Below are 25,251 nucleotides of genomic sequence, written 5' to 3'. Positions count from 1 at the left end.
AAGCATGATTTGATTAATGCATTGAACCCAGAGTGGAATGATTTGTATCAATCGATTCTTTAAAAATTGTTCCACCTGACAGGAGATCCCTCACCCTCGCTGCGCTCGGGTTCGGGATGACGTGGGGAGTTACCTTAGTCACAATAAATTCTGATGATTACAGAGCTAAAATTTTTTATTTTCAAGGAAATAATATGTTAAGGAAAATGAAGTTACTTGGTACCGCATCTTTATTATTTGCAAGCCCTTGTTTTTCGGGGTTTTACATCGGTGCAGGGCTTGGACCTGAAGGAGCCCATTTTACGCAAAAAGCACATGTGGTGAGACCAGGTTCTTTTGATGTACTAGATACGCAGCATTTTTCTGGTCTAGGAGTATTTGGAACTCTATTTGGCGGTTATGGTTGGCGACATAAGCGTTATTATCTTGCCGGGGAAGTTAATGCCAATATAAGCTCGGTTGAATACAAACTGACTAACGACGAACTCCTTCATGGAAATTTTTCCAAAACCACCTTTACAGTTAAATACAGTGAGGGGGTGAGTTTATTGCCAGGTTTTTTTCTTTCCGACATTTTTTTAGTCTATGGACGAGCGGGATATGCAAATGGTTGGGTAAAAATTAATGAGTCCGATCCATCGATCAAGAGTTCCTCCTCAAACCGCAGCGGCATTCGATATGGAGCAGGAGTTCGTTATAACATGCTTGAACGGTGGACATTGATGATGGATTATAGCCAAATTAATTACAGTAAGATAAAAAGCCATATGTTTGATCCTTTTGGCAACGTTACCAAAGACACCAAAATTTATCCAAATACAGCACAGGTCGCTTTTGGAGTAATCTATGCTTTTGATGCACCTAAAAAACTTTTTATTAAATAATAAAGGAGTCTCTCACCTGGACTCCAATAATTTCCTTATCTCCGCATAGGAACTACTCATGTTTTAGAAAACAATTGAATATGCAAAAGTAAGGGCAATGGTGTAAGCCAATAAGAGCAAAACTCGCTGTAATGTCTTAACAGATACCGCAAAGTGAACAATAAGCAAATGAACCAAGAATAATGCACAAAGAACATAGAAGTTTATACGTTCCGCCACTGGATAAGAATAACTTTTAAGAAATCCATCAGGAAAGGCGTTCAAACGAGTTATAACTGTGCCCATAAGAATGATTAAATAAAATAGATACAAAACAAGAACATAAGTAACAAAAAATATAGATCGCTTAAATTTTTCAGCTCTTTTTGTTTTATCCAGATTTCTAATAAAAATTAATGCAATTAAAGAAACAATAATCCCGATAAAATTAAATCGTACAAATGGGGAACTGATTAAAGGAAAGAAATTCACCTGGCTTAACAATGACCATTCATACTCTGCGAGCAATCCAATAAGTACAATAGGTAAAAAGAATACTGCCTTCGATAATATTGCAGATACCTTGCATGTTTTATTAAGTGACTGAAATAAAACATTGCTATATCGCAAATTAAGGAAAATATTCCAAACGAATGCAGTAACAAAAATTAAGAAAAAAGCCTCAATAAGAAACAGCCACGTGATGGGACTCAACAAGTTAGAAATAAAATTTTCGTGCATCGCGGTTCCAAACAAAGTGTTGGGTTTTCATAAGTATAGAACGTGTCTTTAATCGAAGTTTCTCCTCGTTACAATTTCCCTGTGTTAATTAAAATTCCCTCTGCAAGAAACAGTAGCAATCATCCCCCTTTAAATTGACCAAATCATAATCGACTATACTATTAACAAGGCCAAATGAATCTTATTTGATCATGGCAGAGAAAATTAAGGCTATTTCCAAACAATTATCTGGGTTGGGCATTAACCATCAAAGTGAGTTACCTCAGGGTTATGATCATGACTTAATGCAACGAGCCGCTTATATTGATCAGTTAAATCATGTGGCATACGAAGCAATCGAAGCGCAATATGCACACTTTAACCCTGAAGCCTCGAAAGAGGAGCAAATTATATTTTTCAAAAAAATTCTCGCGATAAAAAATATCTTGAGGGACTTACAAGTGGCCCATAATGAATTAACAAAGAATTTATATGCAAATTCAGCGCTCTATATTCATGATGAACAAGAAATTTCATTAAACGACAAGTACATTCTTCCTAAATTAAAAGGGAAAGAGCCTAAAGAAATTGTACGAGCCAATTTTTATCAACTACTCACTAATATAAGTAAAAATAATTCACTTACTAGCGAACAATTTAATTATATTAACTCACTCTTAATGCAAATTGCTTCCAGACCCGAAGGAATAAAGTTGATTGTAAAACTAAATTATTTGCTAACAACCAAGGAAGCTCAATTAATCCTAAAGCCCAGCAATAATTTTGAATGTTCAATGGCGGCAGGAGGGCTCGCAAAAACAAGCCCGGAATTTTCCAGAAAATCAATAACACCCGAGCAAGATTTTAAAACGATTTTTAAAAGGGAGACCCTTCGCGGAGTCGGTTCTGGGAAGGTACACATTGGGGTAGATTATCGCTATAATGATAAACTTTCTTCGTTGAATTTGGAAGTATACGCCTCAGCTGGCAAGGGACTAACTGATCTTGGCCCGCCCTTTATTTTATTAGGTCATGAGCTTATTCACGCCCTGCACAATCTTACGGGCAAAGCCAGAGATAATTTTCGACCTTTTTTCCAGGGGCCCAAATATAGTGACGATCCCTTGATGCAGTCTTTATATCCTACAAGGTCTATATATAGTTATGGGCCTTCGGCTGAGGAATATTGGACCATTGAAGGTGGAACTCTTTGTGAAAATTCGCTTCGCAAAGAACACAAATTATCTAATAGAACTGGCCACATCAGCGCAGAACCAGGGAGTCGGGCAATTCGCGATCTCTATTATCTTGGCTTGGCTCGAAGTTATACTGAATCTGATTTGGAGACTTTTGCAAGTTATATACATGAAGCCGAAACCATAGACGAGCTCAGCGAAGAGGATCAAATCGTTGAACGAGTGCTACAACTTGAAAAGTTTAATTATTTGACTTACTCCTTAACTAATCTGATTAACTTAAGCAAATTTCCATCTTACCACCTCAAAAGAACAGAAAAAATCGTCGAACATTTGAAAAATTCAACAGCTGGGTCGAGTGATGAAGAAACATTACACGCATTATTAATGCTCGCACCGCCTAAAATAGCCCAGTTACTTATTGCCATTACAAATAGTAACGATCTGGATAGTGAAGAAGAAATCGATGCAACAGTTCTTAATGAGATCTTACCCAACCTTCAAAGAATGGGTGACTTGATAAAATCCCTGGATTTACCCGAACAGTTCCTCAATTCCTTTAGTAAATTCACTGAACATATAGAAGCACGAGCTACCAAACCTTATTATTCCTTATAACTTTTGCATTCCAGACACACTATAGTTTACATATTGAATAAGTTAAGATGGCATTGAGTTCTGCATTACACTACTTGAATCCAATTGTTCTGGCCCACCTTTTTCTCTATTATTGGCGAGCTCTTCTTTAAAACTCTTAATCTTTTCTACACCCTTGGTTATGATATTATTATCAAAAATCGAAGCGACTTTTAAAAAAAACTCAGATATTTTTCTTAAAACTCTGGGTAGTTTGTGTTTTAAGCTCGAAGCAAAGTGTAAATCAACCTGATCTTGCAATGAGTCTTTGTTCTCTATTCTATCAACAAGTACATTACAAAATGTTTTCAGCTGATCTTTTCTCATAATTTTATGGGACGGGTCCATGCCATGGATTTCTTTATCGAGTAGCGACACTAAATTAAAAATATCCTTCTTATATAAAACGACCTCACTAAGACTATGAGCTTTTTCTTTTTCCTCTTCCTCAAGCCTATGATTAACCACCTCTAACAATCTGCTTCGAATGCCATAGGTAAAAGCCCCCCCTTTAGGTATGCCGGTAATTTCACTTAATACTCGGATTAATTCCTTGGCTTTAAAATTAAATTTTGTATTTTCTTCTACCAATTCCGCTATATCTTTGGGGACTTTTACGTCTCCAAGTACAAGACAACATCCCAGCTCCAGACTTTCATAGATTATCTCCCTATCCGTACGACTGTAATCATCTATGTTCGCCAATAGCTCTCTTATCTTGTCCCATTGTCCTGCTTGTGCATACAATGGCATTAATTGCCGCTGAACTTCAATATTATCCTGGGTTCCAAGGTATTCTAAAGCCTTAATTTTCTCAGTGCGACTATGTAGGTGATGAATCCGGTCAAACCCCGTTTTAATCTCCGGTGTAACATTGGGAATAATCGATATTTTTGAGGGGATCATTAGCGCTTTTTCTTTAGGTAATTCTTCGATCATATCTTGTATTTGCTTGGCTGCTTGATACCAGGTTACTCCATTCTCATGCTTAAACGCCTGACTCAATAATTTATTAATTTTTTCATATCCAGGCGTACCTCCGATGATATTCTTTACATTCAAACAATAGGCTTCAGGAGAGCAATAAGTGCTATGTTGCAAATCATCTATCTCTCGAGCGCGAGCACGGAACATAAAGCTCATGTAGGGATCTTGACCAACAACCGCTGTGCCCACAAGCCCTACATTCTTTTTCCATACATCAAATGGAATGGATGCTGATTCTTCCCGCCCCCAAGTCATAATGCGGACGTTTACCATATCGTTTTGTTCATCATAGTCGATATTTCTAATAATAAAAAAATGACCATCCATAAAGCGTTGTATTAAATTTTGACGCTCAGGCTCCCCTTCATCGGGATCGAGAATATATGAAGCGAGACTCCCTGTTCCTGCAAAACCAACCTTGTAACCATCCTGGATGAGTAATTGTAATTGCTTTACTGCTTCCCGATTATGGATGGGAATATTTTGCACATGGTGATAACCGGCTTGTTTCATCCACCGATTTATTTCCTGGTGGGTCGTAACACCAAACAGCTGTTTGGCCAGTTCCGCACCTTCTTCGCTATAACGAGCAATAGAATTTTCCGAAGAACGTATCCCATTTAAAATGACATGATCTACATCTCGAATAGTATCTCCCTGGTCACTTTTTTTATTTGCGACCGATTCAGTAACTTCGATGCGCAATAGGCCTTCTTTGCCAGCAAATTCTTTAAGATCACAGACTCCTTTTGAAGCAATCTCAGATACGATTTGTACGTATTTCAATGGATTAAATAAGGCGATATTATGTACAAAAGCATTGACGCCGCAAACCTGCTCATCTCGTTGATTGATATAACGGGGATCCAATACGCGAATCATCATTTGTAATGCAAGTAAATTACGATCAAAATTCTTAAATTTAAGCGGATCCATATTATTTAAAAAGTTATCGTACTGATACGCTTCATAATCAAATTTTACAGAGTTCAACAAGGGGAATTCTATAAGTATTTTTTTAATTGCCTCTTGTTCTCCTGTTAGATAAGCAAAAGCTTCCAGCTGTTTCGCTACGGTATATAATTGAGAATTATTTTTATCGTGCCAATCGTTTTGCGTCTTTCTAAGATGTGCTTGATATTTTTGCAACAAAATTTTTGCCAAATTTCTCACATGCGCTGGAGATAAGGGAGCATCCTCTTCATTTTGACTGATACGCGTAACGCTATCTAAAACATGTAAATAGTCCTGAAAGGAAGTGGCCTTTTTTCCTTCAATTCTTGCATCCAATGTCACTTTCCCATCACTACCATAATCTAAAAAATCCAATAGTGCATATCCCATAAGAGGCCTCAAATAAAAACTGCATTTATTAATGAGCAAACACCTGGAATGTATTCGAGTTTAAAGAAAATTTATTATTTTTTACCACAAAATTTCTAGGTCGCTCCACTCCTCGCTTATAATGTTATTATAGTTGAATATTTAGGTTTGAAATTCTTTTAACAAGGGATGACGGGGGAATTACGGATTAAAAAGGATGCAACAATTGACACAGATATGCCTTCTCTTTATTTTGATGCGCAAAATAATGGTCTAGATTTTCTTTGTTCAACTTTCAGTTAGTGAAAAAATCCTACCCATCCATGGAACTTATTTTTGCAGTTAACCAATTAATAACTAGGATCCGTTGACAATTCGTTAGATTGAGCCCAAATCATATCGATTAAAATCTGGACCTTTCTCTCCTATTTTCCTGCACCCAAACGAGAATTTTTTTACTCAAGAAAATAACTTTTACTATCGCTCACAATGAGTTAATATTAAGCACAATGATTACCTTAACTATTTTCATGGCTTCATTTTGAATTCTAAATTCCTGCAAATCAAATTGAACAATTTGTTATGAAGACTTCGTAGAAATTATATTTTTAATAATGACGACAGAAGATATCGCATATAGGAAAAAAGGCTGTTGTTATTGAAAAATAAACATATTTTTCATCAGCCTATCATTTTGACATTAGTGCTTTTGCAAACAATGCTGTGAACGGAAGAATGGATGTCCTCAAAAACAGACTGTAACTTTGAGGATTTTTCTGGCTAACTAAACAAGAGAGGGATAATGGGCATTTTTAAGGATATGACAGACCGTTATTGTCAAAAAATATTGGAAACCTATCAAACGCAAGCGGATGAAAAAACCTATAAAGGTAAAGAAGCTGAATTATTGGTTCAAAGGAATGATTTTGCTAAATGTTTAATCACAAAAATCAAAGAAATAGACGTTAATGATAATGATTATCTTGACTACTTTGAACGAATTTTAAAAGAAATCAATTTGAATCTGAAAGAAGTTAAAGCCGCAGTCAAAGAATACAATAAAGAATGCAAGACAGAATTTACAACAGATCTTTATGAAAGCCTTTTTAATAGCAGCCTAATCAATTTTATTAATGCACTTCGTAACCTGTTTGAAAGTAGCCCTTCTCTCATTACTGACATTAAAGATAAATCGTTATTCAGCAACGAGAGGAATGTTCCCTGGATTTGTCAGTTTTCATTTATCTTATATGAATATATTCTTGAAAGAGAGTTTGACATTGCAGTCAATAAGGCAGATAGAGATATTTTTGATGCAAAAAAACAATTGATCTTTAAGTATATTCAAAGCGTGGGCGATCTTTGTTCTCGATTTAACAAGAAAGAAGATGATGTCAGCTATCAGGAGTTGATGAAGGCGTTATTAAAGAACATGCGTTCGGAAGAGCAAAAAATACAACGACGCCAAGAGGAAAATCCAACCAGTTATAATGTCATGTCTTATTTTTATAAAGCCTCTGAAAAAATAGTAGGAAAAAACCAATTAGGACAAAAAATTGAGCTTTTGGTTAACGAATTTGATGGTAGGGCGTTGCAGGGATTAGTGTGTAAATAATCCCTGGTTATGCACCTTCAATAAAATTTGTTCTGGAGTTTTATTTCTTCTTAAGATATTGCTGCAAAAAATCAAAGGCTTTTCGCGCGTATGCAAGTGGAGGCGCTTTAGCGGGATCTTGTTCTGCTTCAACGATCATCCACCCGGAATATTGATGTTTTTGCAGCATCTTAATGATAGGAACAAAATCAATGGCGCCATCTCCAGGAACAGTAAATACCCCTGCACGGACTGCATCCATAAAGTTCATCTGATCATTCTTAACTCGGTTGAGAACTTCAGCACGAATATCCTTTAAATGAACATACAAAATGCGCTCATTATATTTATTGATTAAATCCAGCGAATCAATATCAGCGAACGCTGCATGTCCGGTGTCAAGTAATAAAGAAAGCAATTGAGGGCTTGTGTTTTCCATTAAATAATCGATTTCATGCTCATAAAAAACTCCCGTGCCTGCATGATAGTGATAAACTAGCTGCATATTAAAATCATGGGCAATACGGCCAATGGCATGCAATCCTTGAAGCAATTTTCCCCACTGCGCCTCACTAAATTCGGGCTTATGCGGACTTAAAATAGGTAGTTCTGTTCCTTGAATAGCCTGTCCACATTCACACACATTGATGAACGATGCCCCCATCGCTCTCATGAAACTTAAATGCTCCATAAATCGCGATAAAGTCTGTTCATACTGTGTAGGATCGGTAAAAAAAGTACTGAACCAAGCACTTGATAACTGCAATCCACGCTCATTTAACGCCTTTTTTAAAACAGAAACTTCGCGAGGATACTTAGTACCAAGTTCTGTCCCTACATAACCTGCTGCCGACATTTCGCTAATGCATTGTTCGAAACTAATTTCTTTTCCTAATTCAGGATCGTCATCATTGCACCAATTAATTGGCGCTATTCCCAGTTTAATAGGCATACATCTTTTCCTTAATATTCTCTGACCTGTTTTAATTGTTCCTGCATCACATGATGCGCCTTATTTACTTCTTCAGAATTGGATATTTCTGCAACGGCGACACGCCACCAGGTTTGATAACCATTACTCATGGTTTTGGGCCGTATTGGCACTACAATCACTGAGGAATGTTGTTCATTGCGAGCCGCATCCATAGCAACACTCAGCTGCTCATAAGAATCTACCAAAAATGTTTTAGCGCCGAGTCCCTCGGCATATTTACAAAAATCAATCGGTAAATAATCCCCTGATAATTTATTGGTTTTAGCCTCTCGATAACGAAACTCATTTCCAAAGCCTTGACTACCCTGACTTTCCTGTAAACTCTTAATGCATTGAAAACCATGATTATCAAAAATAATAATGGTCATTTTTTTTCGCTCTTGAATACTCGTCAACAGTTCTGAATGCATCATCACAAAGCTGCCATCGCCCACCAAAACATACACCTCACCAGGAGCATTTTCTCGAGCTAATCGTACCCCTAAACCCGCTGCGACTTCGTAGCCCATGCACGAATAAGCGTATTCCAGGTGATAATCTTTGGGCTTTTTGGATTTCCAAAGACGGTGCAAGTCACCGGGTAAACTGCCCGCAGCACCGATAATAACATCCTCTTCAGTTACCATCTCATTTAACAAACTAAGGACCTTAGTTTGTGATAATCCACCTTCTGCAGATTGCGGCGAAGCACCAATCCGTTTTAACTCCTGCTGCCATTCATTTTGATAACCCTGTATCTGATGCTGATACTCTTGGAGTGTTTGATACGCACCCAATTTCCTCCCTAATTGCTCCAAGCCCGTTTTTGCATCTCCTTTCAACATCAAACCATTCATTTTGATCGCATCAAAACGAGAAACATTGAGATGAATAATTCGGCATTCTTGATTTTTAAAACCCCATTTAGACGCGGTAGTAAAATCTTGCAGACGTGAACCAATCACTAAAATCACATCAGCTTGTGCACACAAAACATTTGCTGCTTCAGAACCCGTAACACCTACTCCGCCTACATTCATAGAATGACTTGCTGGCAAAGCACTTTTCCCTGCCTGGGTTTCAGCAACGGGAATTTTATGATGTTCAGCAAATTGCGATAACACCTCAGCCGCCAATGAATAATGGACGCCCCCTCCTGCAATAATGAGAGGCTTTTGGGCTTTAAGAATAAGTTGCGTTGCTTCCTCAAGAGCACGTTCACTAATCGGCGATCTATCAATGTGCCAACAACGTTTTTCAAAAAAAGAATCATCATAATCATAGGCTTCAGTTTGCACATCCTGCGGCAAACATAAGGTAACTGCACCTGTTTCAACAGGATCGGTAAGCACTCTCATTGCATTAATGCACGCCGTCATCAACTGCTCTGGACGCGTAATTCGGTCCCAATATTTACTCACCGGCTTGAAGCAATCATTAACAGACAGGGTATAGTCGTGTGATGTTTCAAGTTGTTGTAATACTGGATCCGGTTGTCTGCAACTAAATATGTCACCAGGAAGCAACAATAAAGGAATTCTATTGGTTGTTGCAGTAGCTGCTGCAGTAATCATATTGGTCGCACCTGGACCTATAGAAGAAGTACAAGCAAAAATACTTAATCTATTTTTTTGTTTCGCATAAGCCGTCGCTGTATGAGCCATTCCTTGTTCGTTATGCCCTTGATAATAAGTCAACCCATAATTGTCGTATTCAAGGGCCTCGCCTAAACCAGTCACATTGCCATGCCCAAAAATTCCAAATACGCCGGCAACAAACTGATGTGATTTATTATCCAACACGACATATTGATTTGCTAAAAACCTCAATAAGGCCTGGGCCATTGTCAATCTAATCTTCATGAATGCTATCCTATAAGATTATTATTTTTCCATACCCGATTATTTGCCTTGTGCGTTCTCGTCCATTCGTGCTCTTTGATAAAGGTTGGTGTCGTGTAAGGGTTATCCTTTAAATGACGTATAAACCAAAGTGTATAAAGAGCATACCCAGGGGCCGCACAATGAGCATGGGTCTGACCGTTCGCAATGCGATACGTATCATAATTTTCGATACGTAAAACCTCGTTTCCATTTTCACCAAACGCATAGCCTTGTGGTTCTGAAAAACGATAATGATAGATTTCCGGTTGATCGTGATAATGGGAGGGATAACTTGACCATCGCCCTTGAAAGGTAATAATTTCGCCAACGACCAGATTAGACTCAGGTCTGTTGCGCTTATCAAATACCGTCCTTACGATGCGATACGAGGTATCGTCTAAAATGTCTTTTCCTCGATTATCCAACTCCAAAAGATTAGACTGATTAAATAATAAAGGGTCAAATGAAGCATCATTCTCTGTTTCAATCAATAAAATTTCACAATCCGTCAACGCTTCAACAGCCGCTGTTTGGCCTGAAGAGCAATGCAAAACTATAGGTTCTTGAGAAAAATAATCGTATCGCGCGACATGCTGACGTTGATGCGCAAAATGAAATTCCACGCTTCCCGTCATTAACAGCGCCGCAAATTCATAATGCTCATTAAATAAATATTTTTGACCCGCATTTAATTTGATCGAGCTAAAATTCATGCTGTCATTCGATAAAGGATTTATAGTGACAATCGAATTGAATCCGCTTGTGAACCCTTGTGGATTCTTAATAAGCAACTGAGGATGCGCCTTTTTTTGGTGCAATCGCGTTAAATGAGCACTGTTCCAAATCTGCGGATGTTCATCAAAATGGTGAATAAAATATTCTAGTTCTTCTTTATAGGGAATGGCGGGGGCACAACCATGACGCGTGACGACTAAGGCACCACTGGCATTTGCATAAGTAGTAGCAACCTCCCAGGATTGTCCTCTTAAAAGAGCCGATAAAAGACCCGCCATAAATCCATCTCCAGCGCCAAGAACATTAAGTACTTGGACAGGAAACGGTTTAGTTGGCAGGTTCTGGCGGCTGCGGGCAAAATTAACTTCACATCCTTTTTCACCTTGTTTTATCACTACAGGCGCCTGAGTTAACTCCCGTATTTTCTTTAAAGCACTATCAACATCATCGCAGCCACCGGCAATACAAATCTCCTCTTCCGTACCAACAATTAAATCACAAAAAGGCAAAATGCGTTGATAGGTTTTACTCACCTTTTGACTCTGAAGGTATCGTGTTTCCCCGTCGCCCAATGCAGTTAGTCCCCAAAGAACTGGACGATAATCCAGATCAAGAACTACTGCAGTTTCGGCGTGTCGTGCAAGTTGAGCCACTTCTTCAGTTGTTTGTCGCATGGCTGCTGTGGATAAACCCGTGCCTGTAATTAAAATGGCTTTCGCCTGCTGCAATACATCTTGGTTTATTTGATGTGACTTAATTTGCATATCCGCACAATCAGTGCGATAAAACATCAAAGGAAATTCATGCGGCGGCTTAATCCCGAGCAATACAAGACCGGTCAAATGATGCGCCGTTTCCTGCAATAAATCCGTATTAACCCCTTCCGTTTCGAGTTCGCTTTTTAAAAAACGCCCCATCTCATCCTGGCCAATACAAGAAAACATCATACAGTTTAGGCCAAGGCGGGCCGCGCCTACAGCGATATTTCCCGCACAGCCGCCTAAGTATTTTTTAAAACTCTGGACATCGCTAAGTGCAAGGCCAATTTGCTCTGCATAAAGATCAACTGCCACACGCCCCATACAAATCAAATCCACAGGTCTTGTGGCATCAAAATAAAATGATTGATGAATCATGCCGTCCTCAACTCAAAAAAACAGGTAATTTGGTTACTAATGATTGTTTCGCTGCTTGCGCGATGCGTAAAGCGAGCAACCCATCTCTCCCAGACACAGGACTTGGTTGATTATGTCGCCATGCATCATAAAATGAACTTAATTCTGCTCTAAATGCCTGGTGATAGCGCTCAAGGAAAAAATATTCCGGATTGGCTTGTTCAGTAAACTTATTGGCATAATGCATCACTGAGTGTTTCAATTGATTATTAGCCAGCAACATTCCCTCTTGACCGAAGACTTCAATCCGTTGATCATATCCATAAACGGCCTGACGACTGTTATCGATTACTCCCAAAGCACCATTGGCAAAACGCATTTGGATGATTGCTGTATCCACATCATCCAATGCCTCAAAATCAGGATTAATAAGAACGGCTCCTGTTGCATATACCTCAACAACTTCTGATTGGGTCAGAAAACGCGCCATATCAAAATCATGAATGGTCATATCCATAAACATACCACCGGAGGTAGCGCTATATTCTTTGGAAGGACAAACAGGGTCACGAGAGGTAATCTTAACCAGATGAACAGCGCCAATTTCACCTGCTTGTACCTGTTTTTGCAGATGAGCAAAACTGGGATCAAAACGTCGATTAAAACCAAGCTGCAATAACGTATTGTTTGCCTGTACTGTGTGTAACGCGTCCAAAATTTCTTCTTCATTCAAACCAATTGGCTTTTCACAAAATATTGCTTTACCCGCTTCACTTGCTGCTTTAATCTGCTCCACATGTAAATTCGAAGGTGAGGCAATTAGAATCGCATCCAAATCTTGATGAAACAGTACTTCCTCAAAATGAGTGTATTGGCCTGCAATAGAACATTTATCTGCCCACGCTTTATTCAAATCAGGATCGGCGATGGCTTCTAAATCAAATTGCGGTAAATAGTTTTTGATATTCTCTGCATGTAATTTACCGATTCGTCCCGCACCAATGATTCCAATACGACATTTTCTTTGCTGATTTTCATTATCCATTTTTTAATCCCTCACTAATTCAAATTCATTTGTTTTTATTGGTGATACTGGCTTGCCAATGTCTCTGATTTTTTTACCTGCCAGCAAATTTTTTTCTATTTTTTCTAAAGAAACTCCTGTTGTTTCAGGTACAAAATGATAAATAAAGAAAAAGGCCACTAAGCATAATGAACCAAATAAAGCAAAAGTAAGTACCTCTCCTAAATTCTGGTAAATCGCCAAAAAGGATATAGAGACTACAAAATTAGCGCCCCATTGCACTACAGTGGCAATGCTCATCGCCAGGCCACGCACCGATAAAGGATAAATTTCAGAGATTAATACCCAAAATAAAGACCCGACACTAATGCAATAACCCATCACGTATATTGATAAAGCCCCCAATATCCAGAATTTTTGACCTGGTAATGGCGTATTAAATAACAAGCAAACCACAAAAAGACTCAATGCAGCAATCATCGTACCGCTTAACAATAAGAAGCGTCGACCTAGGGTATCGATATAAAATAAAGTCAGAAGCGTAAATAAAAAATTAACTGCACCCATGCAAAAAGTGGCAAAAATGGCATTAGTAACGGGATAAAAACCTGCTGATTCAAAAATCACTGGCCCATAATACATTACGGCATTAATTCCTGAGAATTGCTGAAATATCCCTAAAGCAATCCCAACCGCGAGAACGAACATAATTGGCGTTTTGGATAATAAATTATTATTCGATTGAATTTGTTTTAAATTACTCTGAATTTCATTGATTTCTTTTTGAATGTCATAACCCGAAGGGCGGATACGCTTTAAAAGCCGGAGTGTTTTACTCACTCCATACTTCTTCATAACCCAACGTGGCGAATGGGGAACAAAATGCATCCCGGTAAATAGAATCAAGGCAGGAATACTTCCCATACCAAATAACAATCGCCAACTGTTTGCAGAATAATCATGAAGGAAATAACCGATTAAATAGGCTAAAGCTTGGCCAAAGGTAATCGTTAAACCATTAATCAGAACTAAAGTTCCTCTTCTATTGGGAGGAGCAATTTCCGCGATAAACAACGGAGCAATATACGAAGCAATACCGATACAAATACCGATGATGAATCGACCTGTTAATAACAATATGAAATCATCGGTGAGCGCACATAGGGCAGTCCCCAAAATAAAGCCCATTGCAACTGTTTTTAGTAAGAAACGCCGACTTAGTCTATCAGCAAAGAAGCCGCTTAAAGGAATACCAAGAACACAACCTAGGATACTAATGCTCACTATCTGGGACCATTGCCACTCAGAAAGAGACAATTGGGTCATAACTTGATCTTTGACATCCGCAATGACGCTCGAATCAAAACCAAATAAAAACCCTCCAAATCCAGCAATTAGGGCTATAAAAAAAATAAACGAATTGACTCCTTCCTTCATGGTATCACTTTCCTTAGCTTATCCTTAATCGTTGCTGATGTTATCACCCTCCATAGTGAATAAACAGATGCAAATAACATGGATAATGAGTATTTATCCAGCAAATCCACCTCAACGCATGCAGAATAAAGACAGCATTTGATCTCCAGAGCGAGCCGGGTCAAAATAACGCTTTTCATGTGTGGTTACTTTTAATTTTTTAGGAGAGATTTACTTCCTATGAGAATTTATTTGTTCTTGTTTGTCTTAGTGCATTGTGTTTTTGCGCAAGCTAAATCCATGATCGCTTTTGAACGTTATGGTTCGATTTGGACTGCCAACATGGATGGCAGTAACGCCAAAAAAATTACTGAAGGATACATTCCGGAAATTTCTCCGGATGGGAAATACATCGCCTACAATGTAGTGGATAACAGTAAATCCGCAAACCGCTTCCTGGCAATAATAGCACTTGCAACAGGTAAAGTTACCTTATTGAAGAATGTCCCTTCCTCAAACAGCTTTAACCCGGTGTGGTCGCCCGACAGCCAAAAGCTACTGTTCAATACCTTTATAGGCAGTGATTGGCACCTGGCATTAATCAATGCTGATGGCAGTGGTTATCGCATCATAAAAAACACCCAAAATGAATACAGTCCAGCATGGGCTGCGAATGGAGCATCTTTTTTTAGCCATGATCTGAATGCAATTTATTGGATGGATTTTGAAGGAAATCTAATAAAAAAATGGCGCCTTAATGAGATTATTGCGCATTCAAGCATGAGTAGCGGTTCGCATATCCACGTCGCTCCTGATGGAAAAACGCTAATTATGGATGTAGATATGGATGAAAACATTCATAGAAAAAATTGGAATGAACCCCCACTTGCATTATGGACATTTGCTCTTGATTCCGAAAAAGCAATCCGAATTACTCCAAAGGGCGTATTGGCATGGAGTCCTTTTTGGATTAACTCAGAAGAGTTTATTTTTTTAGAACAAGGAATAAAAGAGAAATCCCCCTCGTTGTTTCGTGGTTCAATAAAAAGTCCCTCTAAAACACAGTTATTAGAGAATGTTCAAACCCCAAGTGTTTCGCGCTAGTACGCATCCGTTACTGAGTTTCTTTCCAGGATTATTGCAAAGCATAGCTCGTATTAATGCTAAACAGCTTCACATGCCTCGTTTGCAGGCTAGGAAATAAAATAGAGACAAATCAAAGTAAAATAGTTTATAAAGAACTAAAGGAAACTATAAAAAAATACAATTATGGATCGTACGAAGAGAAAAAGTATTTTTGCCGGTTTATACGGAAATACTTTAGAATGGTTTGATTTTCTTCTTTATGCCAATTTTACCCCCTTATTTGCACAAATATTCTTTCCATCAAATGTCTATTTTATTTCCCTCCTTCTCACCTTTGGCGTATTTTCGGTCGGCTTTTTTATGCGTCCATTAGGAGGGGTGTTATTAGGACATTATGCCGATCATATTGGCAGAAGAAAAACCTTGATTCTCTCCATGTCTATTATGACAGGTTCTACAGCATGTATCGCTTTGGTACCGGATTTTCATTCTTTGGGCATCCTGTCCCCGATATTGTTTGTTTTCTTTAGATTAATTCAAGGGATTGCCGTGGGAGGAGAACTTCCAGGTTCGACCACTTTTCTTATTGAGCATATGGCAGGTGATCGACGTGGCTTTGCGGGAAGTTTAGTATTAAGCACTGCTTTTCTGGGTATTTTTTTAGGTTCATTTACTGCATCGTTACTCAGCGTTTTATTGACTGAAGAGACTCTTCGCTCTTGGGGATGGCGTTTGGCTTATTTAATCGGAGCCCTACTTGGATTAATAGGAATTTATTTACGTCTTAAAAGTATTGAACCTGAAACCTTTTTGCAAACCAAACATACCAGCGAACCTCCAGCAAAGATTGTGCTCGTTTTCCATCAGCGCAAATTATTATTAGCCATTATTTTTACGAGTATATTAGCAATGAGCAACTATTTACTCATTGCTTATGTAACCAGTTTTCTCGTGAAATCAGAAGGATTTTTATTAAAAGATGCTCTGGTCGCTAACTTTATAGCACTATTGGTGTTGACGATATTAATTCCATTGATGGGCTTATTATCCGATTACTTTGGCAGGAAACCCATTTTTTTATTGGGGGCTGTTGGTATTTCCGTTTTTATTTACCCTCTCTTTGTTTTTTTGTTGAGCGGCAACTGGTGGCATATCCTTGTAGGAGAAATAATGTTAGCAATCATACTTGCACCACTAAATGCTACAGTCCCTACGATGCTTGCAGAAATGTTCCCTACTGCGATTCGCGCCAGTGGCGTCTCTATTGGATATAACATTGGTCAGGCAGTTTTCGGCGGCACCATGCCCCTAGTTTCCTTAACCTTGGTTGAGTTAACTGGAAATAAATATACTCCTGCATTCTATATTATATTTTGGGTGGTTATAGCGATTATTGCGGCTCGATACACCAAAGAAACTTATCTTGATAAATTGGACTAATGATTTGCAAAGGAATGTGGCAAGCCCATTTTATTTCACAAAAAAATTGCGAACATTCAAGTAAGCACTTTATGATAGCTTAATAAAATAAAACAGGATCACCACGACTATGAGCCACAGATTTATAAAAAGTACCTTGTTAAGCCTATTAATTGTTTACTCAGCGTTGGGTTATACCGAAACCCATAGAGACAGTGTCTCTAAAGAAGAAGTAAATGGGACCTTCATAATGAAACTTCCTGCACCACATAATGATGTTTCCAATACCCTGACAGTTCGTGCCTTGGGAGGAGGAAAACTTAATATTTCCTTTGAATTAGTTTACCCTTATAAAGTTAATGGAGAGCTTCAAGCCAATATGGGAGAACTATCTGGCGTGGCTAATATTAAAGGGGATACAGCTGTATATTCCTCCTCTGAATATGGCTCATGTACAATCACCATCACATTCATCAAGCCTGGAATGTTGATCGTCAAGCAAGAAGGCTCTGATGCAGATTGTGGTTTTGGTCATAATGTTTATGCCGATGGGACTTATTATAAAAAGAAATAGTAGATTGTTCTCCTCATTCTCAACCCTGCAAGAACTGCTCTGCGTGTTTGCCCATATGCAAAACTCCTTGCAGAGTGGGTGCTATTTTTTATTTCCTTGCAACATAACGCCCCACCATTTGTCCAATTAGAACTGCCAAATAAAATTGGCCTATTAAGGACTCAATCCACGAAAGCGTTTGCGAGATGGGTTTGACTGGAACAATATCACCATAACCTACCGTCGTTAATGTGATCAATGAAAAATATACTGCTTGCGACTCATGCTCTGTTGTTAAACCAGAAAATGACGCAGGGCTTAATAATTCCAAAAGTAAAAAAATATAAGCAAAAATAAGCCCAATAAATAAATAACCGGAGATGGATCCGAATAAGGTTGTAATACTGATTGTTTTATCTTTTAAAGTGAAATAAAGGCAAAAATAATTCAGTATTACTAGATAGACAATAATAGAAAAAGTTCTAAAAGCATCGATTAATTGTTTACTACAACAGAAGTGCAACACAAATAATACAATTTGAATCAAAATAATTGATGTTATCAAAGTGATAACTAACTTTTCTTTATGTCCAATGATTAAAAGACATGAACCAATAAGTAATGCAAAAACAATCTCATGCAGTTCCCACCAGTGCAGTTGCGTGGCAATCGATTTAAATAAACAAAATACAATGAGCAAAATAAAAAGTAACATAAAGCGTAATTTATTGATTAAATAAAACATGCTATTCCCTGTCCTAATATTTTTAAATGCGTTGCTGCATCAGGCAGCCAACAGATTATTTTATATAAGATATCCAGATTAGTGTCCTGGTAAAAGGTATTTTAAAAAATTTCCTACAACGATCTTTAAGTAGCGATAGATAGCAGATAGAGAAATCTTGTAAACAAGATTTCATATTTTGAATACTTGCACTTCTGCGAAACATTCAATATAGTGAAATATCAAGCTGGTATGTAGTTCCACATTTAGACTAATGGATTTAGCTTTAAAAGGAATTATACATGACAAGACTAGAAGAATTAATTTACTCCCTGACCGCAGTCATAGTCCGCTATCATGACAGTCAGCCAAAAGTAAAAAAATTGGTTAGTGAAACTAATGAGGAACTACTCAGAGAAAAATCACTAATTCGCGCTAAAGAAATCATTCAGAATAAAGAAGTTCATTTTAAAATACGCTTGAATGAGCTCATCAAGCAATGCAGCGATAGCGGTCGAAGACCCTTCTTATATTATATTTTGCATGAAATAACGTCACTAAAGGAACTTCTGGACAAAACAGCTTCGCTTGAGTCTACCAAATTAGAAGAGTACAAAAATCAAATTTTTCAATTGCTTGTTGATCTTAGAGTGCTGTTGGATACACCAAAGCACAAAACCTATAGAATGACTTATAGCAAATCTGAAGACACTGAGGAAAGGACCATTGCGTTGTCTGGTTTAAAAAATGATGGTTATATTGGTGGTGATCTATGTAATTCAGGGGATATTTTAAACGATAGTGTTTTGAGACTTTTTAATATAAGCACACAAACTTCCAATGCTCGAATTGGTGACATTGCAGAACAAATATGCATGGAACATCAACATGCTCTTTTAGTACCTGAACTTTTGGAAAAAAATGCCCTACAAAAAAAAGTAAATTCAGAACAAGAAAAAGAGCTTGGTTTATTAACAAATGAACAAAAAGAAACTCACAAAAAACTAGCCAGTCTTACTGCAAAAGAACGCACGGCTATTTATGTGTTCTACATTTTATTCAAACGAATGCAAGCAAAAGAAGAAAAACAAAAAACGGTGATTGAACAGCAGCAAAATACCATTGGCGAGTTACGGCAACAAATCAGCAACTTAGCGCATCAAGTTGACTCAAAACCATTAAATCATAGGTTTTACTCTCCCTCCTATTAAGGATTAAGGGTTACATTTTTGAGAAATCGCTCGAAGCGTGTAGATTAAAGATAAAAGCCTGGGTGTAGCAAAACAAAAAACCAGGTTTTCCTGACACAGATTTCCCGGTTATGGCATGTGCTTTCATCCAGACTTCACGGCGTTCAGGAATAAACTTAGGTTCGGGATGACATATCCTCCGTTCAAATGCACGATACGTTCGATGCACATTAATTGTGAGACGTTTCAGGCAGAGAAACTTTAGACTTTTTTGCCCTTAACTGGATCAATATGTAGCTACCAATAACCGCAATAATTAACAAACCAATCGACATGAGCGGTCGTGTAGTAAACCAGGCAATTGCGGTAACAATAAGCCACACACTAAAACCTAATAAAAAGGCTACAAATCCAGTGCCAAACCCTACAACAGCACCTATAAAGGGAACTACATCGGCCAAAATAACTAATGGTTTCAGGATGAGAGAGAATCCGCCAATGAGCAGGAGTAAAGAAAATAAACGCAAGACCCATGCAAGCAACGTGTTTTGTGATTGGGCCTGGGCAATCATTTCGTCAGCTGAATGCTGGCCTGTTGATAATAGAATGACACTTTGTCCAGCCGGTGCGAGATATTCTTGCAGCGTATCTCCGGTTTGCTGTGCAATAATACTGACTGTTTGCGGTTCAACAGCCGTTAGATTAATACGGATATCACCCAGCTGAGGATTTTGAGGATCTTGTCCTAAATACAATTCATTATTCATTGAAGTCACTGGCTTATTAAATTGCTTTTTTAAGGTTTCTTTATCAACCCGGGCCAAACTGATTGGCTGACTGAGATCAATCTGTTTAATTAGAGTATCAGGCAGCAAAAAGTCCCCCACAGTTACTGTTTTTGCGTAATGCACCTGTGATTGAATTGGCATAGACTTTGGATTTTGATGCCCTTCGGGAGTTTTAAAATTAGAACTGTCGATTAAACGTTCCGACCAGACTTTATCATAAGTATAAGTTGTTATATGTTTTTCTGAACCACCTAGTTGTGATTCTGTACGCGTTTGAGTTTTTTGTTTCCATTGATACATTTCAACCTTGCGATTAAGATTAATCGCATTTACAGTTATCCCCAACAAAGAGTCATCCAAATTATCTTTAGTGGTGGCTAAACCACTTAAATAAATGACCTTGAGATTATTTTGTTTATTTATTGGGGTATTGGGCACAGCAATTAGAACATTTCTTGCTTGTGCCAACGATTGTGCCATATGTAAACTGTGCTGTTCATTCCAAAACACAAGAACAATCGCCCCAATAATTAATGCAATACCAATAAAAATGCCCAGGAACGCTTCTTTTAATCGAGAGAACCATGAAGTTGTTGTTATTTCCTCATCTGCCATGTTTTCCTCTCCCTCGATTATTTAGTATTTCATTCTAATAATAGTACTAATTTTACCAATAGATAGCTCACCTGGGATGATAAAAATCCACTTCAAGATAAGAGTAGATTTGAATAGATAAGAGAAATCGTATGTGCGGATTTTGACAAAAATCGACCTAATTTTCTTGGTTTGTCAATTTGCAACGAGCACATAATCCTTTGATTTCTGTAGTGCAATTGATAATTGAAAATTGAAGTGAGTTTGCTAATTCTGTGATGCATGTGAAATCAATAATGCATTCTAATTCTCGGACGAAATCACACTGGTTGCAAATTAGGAATTGGGCTTGCCCCAGATGATGCCCATGCAAACAAGCAACATAGGATTTAAGGCTATCAATACAATGAATAAATCCCTCTTGATGCCAAAACTGAATCGCACGGTAGACTGTAGGCGGTTTGGGATTTTCAATTTGTGTAGATAATCTTTGCAAGATTTCATAAGCGCCCAGAGGCTTTCTTTCCTCTATCAATATTTTGAGGACACGCTCTCTCGGCTCTGTAAACCGATAGCCATGCTGCATGCAATGCTTATAAGCCTTGTCCAACAAATTGTATTTCATCAATCGTTTTTTAAATGGATAATTTAGTCCTATTATACCATAGTCCTTGTTTTACAGAAAAATTATCAAACAAATGCTTCTAAATATTAGCAAAATTTTCTCGGTTTAAAAATTATTTAATATGACTTGTTCTTTGGCAAGATAATGTTACAATGTAACACTTTCTACAGGCTAGGACGCATTGTAACAAAATACCAGACGCTGTTTTATCGGTTTTTAGGACAGAAAAACCTTATTTGGTAGTACCACTGTCTGTAATTACCAGTAACAGGTCTGAAATTAATATTGATATACAACTGAAGTGGGCGTTGCTCCTCTTTAACATTTATGTTGTCCTTTAAATGGAGGAAACCAATGTATTTTAATTATAGATTCCGCCTTTCTGATAACGTGTCGCATTCCGATTTGGAAAGCATCCAAACAAAAATCGAACAGATTTTGCATTCAGCCCAATACTTAAAGTTAGTACGAGTAGCAGTCGATTTAACCAGTCCAGAAAAAAGCGTCAGTTTGTTATCGAAGTCTAAAGATTCGAGTGTTGTACAAACAATCGTGACTCAGCTTTTATCAAAGGAAGGAATTGTTTTAAGTGACATGATGGACGTGGAGGTAATAGCGTATGAAGAAGAAATAGTGCCTGTAGATCATGCATCGACCACCAACCCCGCCCTCCCTGGCCATAATAAAAAGACTAGAAAAAAAGCAAAACATTCTCATTCTCACGGTCACTCTCATGATCACAAGCACTCTCATGGCCACAGTCATCCTCATGGTCACTCCCATCATCCCCACGACTCTCATGGAGATGAAAATCATTGGCTTAAAGCTGCGTTAGGTTTGATTTGGGGAATAGGCATGCTCGTTATTGCTGTAGGGAGTTTTAATATTCCGATGATTGCCTATTATATCATAACAGGGCTTACCACCTTGATGACCTTATATTTGGGATATAATGTCTATCAATCAGCCTGGCATACATTGCTTGAAAAGGAATGGGATACTACAACCTTATACGCAATTAGCACCCTGACCATCGTTGCGGTGTCCATCGCAAGCCTGTTTATTCCTGGATTACCGATGATGTTTGAGGCAGCGCCATTAGTCTTGGGTTTCTGGCATTTAGGCGAGGGGATCGAACATACCTTAATTGATGAAATCAACAAAAAATTAGATGTGCGCGATTGCTTGCCTCAGTTAGTACTGTTAAAAGGGAAGTCAGAGAAGGCCATTTCAGCCAAAAATTTAATCCCTAACGATATCATTATCATTAAAAAAGGAGAGGTTATTCCTGTCGATGGGATATTAACAACAACCGCTCTACTTTACACCACGCGCATCGATGGTTCACCACACCTGCAAACATTTTATCCAGGAGAGAAGGTGAAGGCGGGAATGCGTTTGGCGGATCATATTCCTTCATTGGAAATGCGCGTTACAAAAACATACCAAAACTCCTACTTATCATTAATTGCAAAAAATATTGAGCAAGCAAATGCTGAAAAAGCACCTATTGAACAATTTGCCAATAAAGTATTGAAATATTTTATTCCCGGTTTGCTCGCAATAGCACTTATCTCCGGCATAGTCATAGGCTCGGTATTTAATCCCGCCATAGCTATTCAATGCGTCATCTCGGTGCTGGTGAGTGCATGTCCATGTGCTTTGAGCCTGATTACGCCTATGGCAGTCCAAATCGGGATGAAAAAGGCATCCGAAAACGGGATTCATTTTAACAATGGAAAAGCATTACAAGCAGCCGCTGATATTGATACCGTTGTTTTTGATTTAAATGGCACTCTGACTCAAGGAAACATTGAGGTGCAGACATTGCAGATTGCTGATAAAAAATTCTTGCGCCATATCGCATTATTAGAAAGCCAATCGGACCACCCTACGGCACAAATTATCAGGTCTTATATAGAAGATCAAAATATCACTGCGGAGGAACCTTTAGAAATCACCGCCATTGATAAAAGCCATCACTCAGGAATAAAGGCAGTGATTGAGGGCGAAACATTCATGATTGGCAACAAAGAAATGCTTTTTGCAAATGGAATTACTGATATCAATGAGCCTTTTGATGATCCTGAAAACGGAGGCGTATATATTGTACGCGGCTCAACTGTAATCGGACAAGTTGCTTTAACTGACCCTTTGCGTATAGATGCTATTGCCACCGTAAAACAACTACAGCGCCTGGGTAAAACAGTTCATATTTGTACGGGAGCAGATAAAGCCACGGCAAAAAAATATGCCGCTTCATTGGGTATTTCGGAGGAAAATATTTGTGCCAATACAGTAGGCGCTGTTACTGGCCCATATGAGGTATCCAAAATAAGCTATATTGAACTGCTAAAACGAAAAGGTTGTAAGGTAGCTATGGTTGGAGATGCTGCCAATGATGTGAGTGCCATTGCCTATTCCGATCTTGGAATCGCGGTTAAATCAAGCATTGGGGATACCATCACTCAACAACATGCCGGCGTGGTAATTCAGCAAGGAATATTATTTCCCATTGCAACTGCATTTGATGTCGCAAAAAAAACAAAGCAAAACATTATCCAAAATCTATCCATAAGCTTGAGTTATAATTCAATCATTACTTTAGTCGCAGGCGGATTGTTTGTGGCGCTAGGTTTTGCACTTAATCCCGCCGTGGGTGTTGCATTAATGGTGCTTGAATCTGCGATTGTTTTAACTAATTTGTATCGTTTCAAACACCAGGAAGTGATGTCTGCGGCTGCAAATAATGCAAATGCAGGAATGGCTTTAGAAACTGCTGAGAATCAAAACGTCTCTCTCTTGAGTAGATTAGGTTATGTAGCCGAACCAACTCCTGCCATTAGCAATTCCATTCCCCCATCTACACATTCCAAGGCTCTGAATTTCTTTGAGTCTAAAGAAGAGAATCATAGTTCTCCAGGAGTTCGACTCGATAAAGGATGTCTTGTCAATTGATGAGACATTTCTATTGAAATGGAATCCCACGGAGGTTAAGGCAGTTTAACGCTTAAGGCATAACTGACTCGATGCTCTCGTTACTACGATCTGACAAAGGTTCCTTTTCAATCTCTAATGTAACTGGCTTCATGCTGTCCTGCCAAAAAAGGAGCTTATTACCTATAGGCTCGTTATGGGATGAAAGGCATCGCTCCTCAGTGAATTCTTCCCAAGTCAAATAACAGGGATTCTCAAGCGGATAATCCGCCAAGTTGGTCTCTGGAAGCAATTTATTTTTGAATCGATCCCCATATAAAAGACACTGATACACTGAAATATATTTTTGATACTCATTAAAAGACAAACGATCATAAATTTTACTTCGATAATCATAAAGAATGAGCAATAACTCCTTCACTGTCGTTGTTGGTTCCAGCTCTAGCGTTATTGAATCCCCAGTATTTTTTTTATTCATTATCAGTTTCATTGGTGACCATTAATTAATAAACCCTATCTATTAATATATTTTGAAACAACAAGAAAGCAATAGCATCCAAATTTAAAAGTAACTCCCCACGTCATCCCGAACCCGAGCGCAGCGAGGGTGAGGGATCTCCTGTCAGGTGGAACAATTTTTAAAGAATCGATTGATACAAATCATTCCACTCTGGGTTCAATGCATTAATCAAATCATGCTTCTTTTTTCGTGACCAACCCTTGATTTGTTTTTCTCGTTCAAGGGCTACAATGATACTCCCACAAGCTTCATAGTATACCAATCGATCCACGTTGTATTTTTTGGTGAATCCAGCAACTAGCTTATTTTTGTGCTCATAGACACGACGAATCAAATCATTGCTAACGCCA

Annotated in this window: 20 protein-coding genes; 8 read left to right on the top strand and 12 right to left on the bottom strand. The window is 38.3% G+C overall.

Annotated elements, in window-relative coordinates:
* Nucleotides 1-194 precede the first annotated feature (194 nt).
* A complete protein-coding gene (locus BW930_RS16005; protein WP_058467529.1) occupies nucleotides 195-884 on the top strand; it encodes an outer membrane protein in 690 nt (229 codons plus the stop codon).
* 63 nt (nucleotides 885-947) lie between these two features.
* On the opposite strand, the gene BW930_RS16000 is transcribed toward BW930_RS16005, so the two are convergent.
* Nucleotides 948-1,604, bottom strand: a complete 657-nt coding sequence (locus BW930_RS16000; RefSeq protein ID WP_058467527.1) for a hypothetical protein — start codon at nucleotides 1,602-1,604, stop codon at nucleotides 948-950.
* Between the two features lie 191 nt (nucleotides 1,605-1,795).
* Here BW930_RS16000 and BW930_RS15995 point away from each other — a divergent pair, with 191 nt between their 5' ends.
* Nucleotides 1,796-3,397: a type III secretion system effector protein gene (locus BW930_RS15995; protein ID WP_058467526.1), complete on the top strand. Its 1,602-nt coding sequence runs from the start codon at nucleotides 1,796-1,798 to the stop codon at nucleotides 3,395-3,397.
* A 42-nt stretch (nucleotides 3,398-3,439) separates the two neighbouring features.
* Here BW930_RS15995 and BW930_RS15990 read toward each other — a convergent pair whose 3' ends face one another.
* The gene (locus BW930_RS15990; protein ID WP_058467525.1) at nucleotides 3,440-5,746 is read right to left on the bottom strand and encodes a hypothetical protein; all 2,307 of its coding nucleotides are present in this window, start codon (nucleotides 5,744-5,746) and stop codon (nucleotides 3,440-3,442) included.
* Nucleotides 5,747-6,527: 781 nt separating this feature from the next.
* Between BW930_RS15990 and BW930_RS15985 the strand changes: the two genes are divergently transcribed.
* Nucleotides 6,528-7,340, top strand: a complete 813-nt coding sequence (locus BW930_RS15985; protein WP_058467524.1) for a hypothetical protein — start codon at nucleotides 6,528-6,530, stop codon at nucleotides 7,338-7,340.
* Between the two features lie 40 nt (nucleotides 7,341-7,380).
* Here the strand turns inward: BW930_RS15985 and iolE are convergent, their stop codons facing one another.
* Genes iolE through BW930_RS15960 form a run of 5 tightly spaced genes read right to left on the bottom strand, consistent with a single transcriptional unit; the run spans nucleotide 7,381 to nucleotide 14,486 of the window.
* Nucleotides 7,381-8,271 (bottom strand): myo-inosose-2 dehydratase, encoded by an 891-nt coding sequence (gene iolE, locus BW930_RS15980; protein WP_058467523.1) that lies wholly within the window; start codon nucleotides 8,269-8,271, stop codon nucleotides 7,381-7,383.
* An 11-nt stretch (nucleotides 8,272-8,282) separates the two neighbouring features.
* A complete protein-coding gene (iolD, locus tag BW930_RS15975; protein ID WP_058467522.1) occupies nucleotides 8,283-10,154 on the bottom strand; it encodes a 3D-(3,5/4)-trihydroxycyclohexane-1,2-dione acylhydrolase (decyclizing) in 1,872 nt (623 codons plus the stop codon).
* Nucleotides 10,155-10,159: 5 nt separating this feature from the next.
* Nucleotides 10,160-12,046, bottom strand: coding sequence for a 5-dehydro-2-deoxygluconokinase (gene iolC, locus BW930_RS15970; RefSeq protein WP_058467521.1), 1,887 nt, complete (start codon nucleotides 12,044-12,046; stop codon nucleotides 10,160-10,162).
* Between the two features lie 7 nt (nucleotides 12,047-12,053).
* Nucleotides 12,054-13,070, bottom strand: a complete 1,017-nt coding sequence (gene iolG, locus BW930_RS15965) for an inositol 2-dehydrogenase (protein WP_058467520.1) — start codon at nucleotides 13,068-13,070, stop codon at nucleotides 12,054-12,056.
* A gap of 3 nt (nucleotides 13,071-13,073) precedes the next feature.
* The gene (locus BW930_RS15960; protein WP_058467519.1) at nucleotides 13,074-14,486 is read right to left on the bottom strand and encodes a sugar porter family MFS transporter; all 1,413 of its coding nucleotides are present in this window, start codon (nucleotides 14,484-14,486) and stop codon (nucleotides 13,074-13,076) included.
* Between the two features lie 219 nt (nucleotides 14,487-14,705).
* Between BW930_RS15960 and BW930_RS15955 the strand changes: the two genes are divergently transcribed.
* The 3 genes from BW930_RS15955 to BW930_RS15945 all read left to right on the top strand — a co-directional run bounded on the left by BW930_RS15955 (nucleotide 14,706) and on the right by BW930_RS15945 (nucleotide 17,544).
* Nucleotides 14,706-15,569: a TolB family protein gene (locus BW930_RS15955; RefSeq protein WP_058467518.1), complete on the top strand. Its 864-nt coding sequence runs from the start codon at nucleotides 14,706-14,708 to the stop codon at nucleotides 15,567-15,569.
* Nucleotides 15,570-15,734: 165 nt separating this feature from the next.
* Nucleotides 15,735-16,991, top strand: coding sequence for an MFS transporter (locus tag BW930_RS15950; protein ID WP_058467517.1), 1,257 nt, complete (start codon nucleotides 15,735-15,737; stop codon nucleotides 16,989-16,991).
* Nucleotides 16,992-17,100: 109 nt separating this feature from the next.
* Complete coding sequence (locus BW930_RS15945; RefSeq protein WP_238587841.1) at nucleotides 17,101-17,544, top strand: hypothetical protein; 444 nt, start codon at nucleotides 17,101-17,103, stop codon at nucleotides 17,542-17,544.
* An 88-nt stretch (nucleotides 17,545-17,632) separates the two neighbouring features.
* On the opposite strand, the gene BW930_RS15940 is transcribed toward BW930_RS15945, so the two are convergent.
* Nucleotides 17,633-18,268, bottom strand: a complete 636-nt coding sequence (locus BW930_RS15940; protein ID WP_058467516.1) for a potassium channel family protein — start codon at nucleotides 18,266-18,268, stop codon at nucleotides 17,633-17,635.
* 281 nt (nucleotides 18,269-18,549) lie between these two features.
* Between BW930_RS15940 and BW930_RS15935 the strand changes: the two genes are divergently transcribed.
* A complete protein-coding gene (locus BW930_RS15935; protein WP_058467515.1) occupies nucleotides 18,550-19,458 on the top strand; it encodes a hypothetical protein in 909 nt (302 codons plus the stop codon).
* A gap of 209 nt (nucleotides 19,459-19,667) precedes the next feature.
* Here the strand turns inward: BW930_RS15935 and BW930_RS15930 are convergent, their stop codons facing one another.
* Entirely contained in the window at nucleotides 19,668-20,840 is a 1,173-nt protein-coding gene (locus tag BW930_RS15930; RefSeq protein ID WP_058467514.1) for a TMEM43 family protein, read from the bottom strand.
* 157 nt (nucleotides 20,841-20,997) lie between these two features.
* Nucleotides 20,998-21,444 (bottom strand): Fur family transcriptional regulator, encoded by a 447-nt coding sequence (locus BW930_RS15925; protein WP_058467513.1) that lies wholly within the window; start codon nucleotides 21,442-21,444, stop codon nucleotides 20,998-21,000.
* A gap of 354 nt (nucleotides 21,445-21,798) precedes the next feature.
* Between BW930_RS15925 and BW930_RS15920 the strand changes: the two genes are divergently transcribed.
* Nucleotides 21,799-24,402: a heavy metal translocating P-type ATPase gene (locus BW930_RS15920; protein ID WP_058467512.1), complete on the top strand. Its 2,604-nt coding sequence runs from the start codon at nucleotides 21,799-21,801 to the stop codon at nucleotides 24,400-24,402.
* 52 nt (nucleotides 24,403-24,454) lie between these two features.
* Here BW930_RS15920 and BW930_RS15915 read toward each other — a convergent pair whose 3' ends face one another.
* Nucleotides 24,455-24,859 (bottom strand): hypothetical protein, encoded by a 405-nt coding sequence (locus BW930_RS15915; protein WP_274519368.1) that lies wholly within the window; start codon nucleotides 24,857-24,859, stop codon nucleotides 24,455-24,457.
* Between the two features lie 160 nt (nucleotides 24,860-25,019).
* A partial coding sequence (locus BW930_RS15910) for a GIY-YIG nuclease family protein (RefSeq protein ID WP_076547595.1) occupies nucleotides 25,020-25,251 on the bottom strand: 232 nt, incomplete at its 5' end.

This window comes from Fluoribacter gormanii, assembly GCF_900156395.1.
In the GTDB taxonomy this organism is placed as follows: Bacteria; Pseudomonadota; Gammaproteobacteria; order Legionellales; family Legionellaceae; genus Legionella; species Legionella gormanii.
Note: the sequence above shows the minus strand (reverse complement) of the source record. Positions and strands in the feature narration are given on the sequence as shown.